The 4,278-nt window shown below is 62.0% G+C and carries 4 protein-coding genes; 2 read left to right on the forward strand and 2 right to left on the reverse strand.

Annotated elements, in window-relative coordinates; translation table 11 throughout:
* Positions 1 to 25 precede the first annotated feature (25 nt).
* Positions 26 to 1,342: a DUF6301 family protein gene (locus AB0L60_RS42295; protein WP_364626572.1), complete on the reverse strand. Its 1,317-nt coding sequence runs from the start codon at positions 1,340 to 1,342 to the stop codon at positions 26 to 28.
* Between the two features lie 256 nt (positions 1,343 to 1,598).
* On the reverse strand, positions 1,599 to 2,003 hold the full coding sequence (locus AB0L60_RS42300) for a DUF805 domain-containing protein (RefSeq protein WP_364626575.1): 405 nt from the start codon (positions 2,001 to 2,003) through the stop codon (positions 1,599 to 1,601).
* Positions 2,004 to 2,450: 447 nt separating this feature from the next.
* Between AB0L60_RS42300 and AB0L60_RS42305 the strand changes: the two genes are divergently transcribed.
* The gene (locus AB0L60_RS42305) at positions 2,451 to 3,338 is read left to right on the forward strand and encodes a hypothetical protein (protein ID WP_364626578.1); all 888 of its coding nucleotides are present in this window, start codon (positions 2,451 to 2,453) and stop codon (positions 3,336 to 3,338) included.
* 255 nt (positions 3,339 to 3,593) lie between these two features.
* Complete coding sequence (locus tag AB0L60_RS42310; RefSeq protein WP_364626581.1) at positions 3,594 to 4,127, forward strand: Imm21 family immunity protein; 534 nt, start codon at positions 3,594 to 3,596, stop codon at positions 4,125 to 4,127.
* The last annotated feature ends 151 nt before the right edge of the window (positions 4,128 to 4,278 follow it).

Below are 4,278 nucleotides of genomic sequence, written 5' to 3' on the forward strand. Positions count from 1 at the left end.
AGCGGGTCTTCTGGGAAGGCCGCGGTCAGCAACTGACGGCAGCATGAAGCACAAGAATCGGTAGTTCGGTCTCATCCAAAGCCGGGGCGGTCCACTGTGCTATCCAGTCGGTGTGTTCGGCGCTGGTGAGTTGCCAGATGACGTACGTCGCGTATGGATGCAGTGGCGGCAGATCCCAGGTCAACGATTCGAACAGCCGGTCCATGCCGGTTTCGAACTGCGCGAAGTCCGCGATCACCGGTTCCTTCTCCCCGATGATTCCCACATCCCGGCGATTCGATTCGTCCGGCCACGCCAGCCATGAGCATCCGTACTCCCGTGCGGCGCGGGCCGCAGCATCGCGGGGGGCCATCGGCTCGATGCGCAGCCACATTGTGGCGGGACGAAGTCCGCGGCCGAGAGTGGTGATCGTGGCACCGCGGCGCCAGATCGCCTGCGCCTCAGGGCCGCCGACCAGATCCGGCACACCCAGCAACTGCACACATTCATCGAGTGCGGTGACGAACACCGCATCGCGGTCCGTTTCGTCGATGGAGAACGTCAGCTCGATGAGCTGGTACTCGCCGAACCCGAACTTGTCTCCGTCCTCATCGGACCTGAGGGCGACGAGTTGGCTGTCCCCGTTGTCGGTGAAGAAGCTGACCGCATCCTGTTCTGGCGCAGGCCAGTTCATGGAGTGCGTCACCTTGCTCATTGCATACACGACATGGCTCTCGGACCAACTACCGAAATCGGCCGCCGACAGCAGCCCAAGCGCCTTGCCTCGAGACCGGAGATCAACGCGCCGCCCCCAAGTCTCTCTCCACCAGGATTCGAGTTCCTGTTCGGCGGCCGATAGGCGGTCCGCGCCACGGTAGGCACTGTCGATCAGGTGCGCATCCCAATCGTCGTCATCTTGCTGAGCCTTGGGATTCCGAAGTCTCATGTGAATCGCATCAGGCGTGAAGCTGGCTATGACGACGAGCTTCGGCAGATCCCATCGGAGACGATCGACGATCGATGCCGGCTCTCCCGGCACTGGCGAACCGAGATGCATAATCAATAGCTCAGCCAACTGCAAGAACTGACTTCGGGTTACCTGATCGGGTTCGGCCACTGACTCGACCACGACGTCACTGGCGAAGAAGTGGATGTCATTGATCAGGTTGTCGTGTATGAGTACTTCGCCGTCCGAACGATCATGTGCAAGGTCAGTCGTGACACTTGCGCCGGACCGACGCCGCGAATCGATTGTCCATCCTGCGGTCTCGCAGAACGTGTCTAGATCACCCTCGGACCACGACCAGTCGAAACTTGCTGCCAGACGAACTATCTCGGCGGTCCGGTCGAAATCGATGCGCATGGCGGCGATGGTAACGACATGCCGTGACAATCCCCGGCGAGCACAAGGGCAGACGCTGACTGATACGCCGTGACGGTGGGACAGACTCTCGCGGTCCGCGACACAAGCAGCGCCTACCGCTCGAACGCACTACTTTGCCGCATACCGCGCTGACCGAACCGGCCAGCGCGGAGCATCGGAAGATCAACTGGCCGTGCGGATCCGAGGTCGGCAGAACGTCCGCTTCTGCCGATGAGCGTGCGTTCTGGACCGAACCTCAGTAGTCGACCAGTGGGCGGTAGTCGATGGCCTGGCGGTTCTTGGGGTCGGGCCCGTACTGGTTGGGGCCGGGGACACCGTCCTGCAACGAGAACACGAGCAGGATCAGACCACCGACAACGGGGAGCAGGGCAACCATCAGACACCACCCGCTGTAGCCGGCATCGTGCAGGCGGCGAACCCGAACCGAGACGGACGGCAGGAACAGGCTGAAAAGCACTATGGGGAAGAGGATCGACACGAGCGAGCCGCCAGCCCCCGAGAGCGCTCTGCCAAACATCGCTGCACCGAAGAGGAGCCCGTAGTAGAACAGCGTGAACCACCAGAACTCACTGCGCCTCGCCCGCCCGCTGAACGAAACATACTGTGTCAGAGCACTCTTCAGTGCTGCGCCGAATCCCACGGACCCTCCCCAAAACAGATGAATCCCAGAAATCTTGCATACAAGCCGACGCGATTCAAGTCGGCAGCCGAACGCACCATAATGCCGATTACCGGATCCTGGATCAGTCCCGCTGTGCGGCGGCCGAGACGAGTCTGGTCTCTGTCCGGTTCCGCGGCGCGCATGCCGTTAAGGAACACGGCGCTGTGTGAGGCGTCATCGCAAGGGCGGTCTCCAGCTAACCGGCTTGTGCTCCGGACCAGTTGGTCGCCGCAGAGCACCGAAATGCCGACAGCACATGAAGATCTTTCACGTGTTGGCGACATGCGTAGAGTTCGACAGACTGCGGCACCAAGAGAACGCCGCACTGTGAACCGTGAGAGGTACGACAAGATGCCCAGGTTGCCCCGTTGGACACGACGTCGGCCAACGGAGTCCAGGCAGGTTGGGTCGCTCGAGGGGGCTTCGATGGCGGTCGAACGTCTGCTCGTCGACCTCGATCCCAGCCTCCAAGCGCTTCTCGCCGCCATTCGAGCGGTGGCAGACAAGTTGGGCTACGACGAGCCGATCGTCGCCGCCACTCATGCCCGGCGCTATGCCGACGAGGTTCCGAGTGCTGAACAACGCGGCAAGACGATCATCCTGGCATTTCTCGACAGCGCGGCCGCAACGGTCCGTGATGGCGCGCTGGTCAGCGCTCCGACTCAGCCTGGTGGGGCACGACAGCTCGTCTTCCATCGGACAGTTCCGGTCCGGCACAAACTCAAGGTGATGGAAGCCGTCGTCATCGTTGACGCCGGGACGGCCCATATCGCCCGTTACGGAACGCCGAAGAGCTGTGTCATGAGCATCTTTTCGTTCCCGACAGCGCGGGAATCGATGAACGACGCTCTCGTCGAACTACGGGAGGTATCGGAACTCGACACGATCGGTTCCGAGGAGCAGGACGGGCTTCGATGCTCGCTCTTCGCCGAGGCGATGGCCTCGCTGGTCGGAGCGTACTGCGGGATGACCGGGGATGAGGCCTCGCGATTCCCATCCCCTGACGATCATGCGACGGTCAGTTCGTTGGTGGCCGATAGTCGTAGTTTGGGCGGCTACGTCTACGGCGCCTTGAATTATGCGATTCGCTGCCAGACCGATGGCTGGTACGAACCCTGTCTGCGCCGGTCAGCGATTCAATTCCTGCTGGACGAGCACCCCGCAGTCCTAGAGGTCATCGATCGTGAGGACATCGACGAAATGGATGAGGCATTGCGTGAACGTGCGCTCGAGGTCGAGCCTGTTCCCGAGCGTGCTCTTCCGACTGGTCTGCCAGACAACCACTGGTGGTGGCGACTTCCTGCGGCCCGGTAGTGCCGCGACCCGCGCGTTCTGAGCCGGCCGCCACTCCAGTCGGCGAACGCACGCTATGCCGCTGACCACGCTGACTGAACCGGCCAGCGCGGGCATCGGAAGATCAACTGGCCGTGCCGATCCGAGGTCGGTGGAACGTCCGCTATTGCCGACGAGCGTGCGCTGATGCAGCAGCAGCCGCCTGGGAAGCACGCGAACCAGACGGTCCACAATGTTGGAAGCCATAACCGAGCGAACGACTGACGAGCGAGGCTGATGCCTTTTACATGGGTCGAATCCGCTGGAGGACCCTTTCTGATTGCGCCTGAATCCGAACTCGGCCAATGGAAAGGAGTCGAACACACCGACGGGGCGGTGGAAACATGGGGCGACTACGGCCGCGCCTGCGCGGTCGCAGGGTACATCGGTGTGATAGAGGTCGGCGCCCAGCACGCCCTGGTTCTCGGCGACCAACCTGCCCGCACGACATACCTCCCCACGGAACGGTTGTTCCTGCGCGGGGCACAGTCCGGCTCCGACGACGAATTAGTCAGTCTGGCGCGGCGTGTACTGCGTGACATCACATGGGACAGAGACGAAGACCTGGTCTGGGAGGTCCGAGAACCTGTCATCTTGTTCGACTCAGCATTGTCGGGAGCGGAGATCCAGCCCGACAATCAATTGCGTATCGACCTCGAGCCAGGTAGTTACCGAGTCCGGGCAACCTCGCTGCGGGAGCCGGGCAACTGGTTGATCCTGATCCAACTGCAGGCGGTGGTCGAGCAGTCCAGCACCGCAGGGTTCGCGTAGCCCGTAAGAGTCCGCGTCGACCGGCGAGGCCAGGTCGGATGCTACCGAACGCACTCTATTGCCGCTGATCGTGCTGATTGAACCGACCAGTGCGGACTGCGCGAAGATCAACGGGGCAAGCTGATTTGAAGTCGGCGAAGCCTATGCATCT

Source organism: Nocardia sp. NPDC051981 (assembly GCF_040680715.1).
Taxonomy (GTDB): domain Bacteria; phylum Actinomycetota; class Actinomycetes; order Mycobacteriales; family Mycobacteriaceae; genus Nocardia.

Bases quoted from the DNA above. Each gene is read 5' to 3' on its own strand.
- AB0L60_RS42295 (WP_364626572.1), bottom strand. From the start codon at position 1,342: ATGCGCATCGATTTCGACCGGACCGCCGAGATAGTTCGTCTGGCAGCA.
- AB0L60_RS42305 (WP_364626578.1), top strand. From the start codon at position 2,451: ATGGCGGTCGAACGTCTGCTCGTCGACCTCGATCCCAGCCTCCAAGCG.
- AB0L60_RS42310 (WP_364626581.1), top strand. From the start codon at position 3,594: ATGCCTTTTACATGGGTCGAATCCGCTGGAGGACCCTTTCTGATTGCG.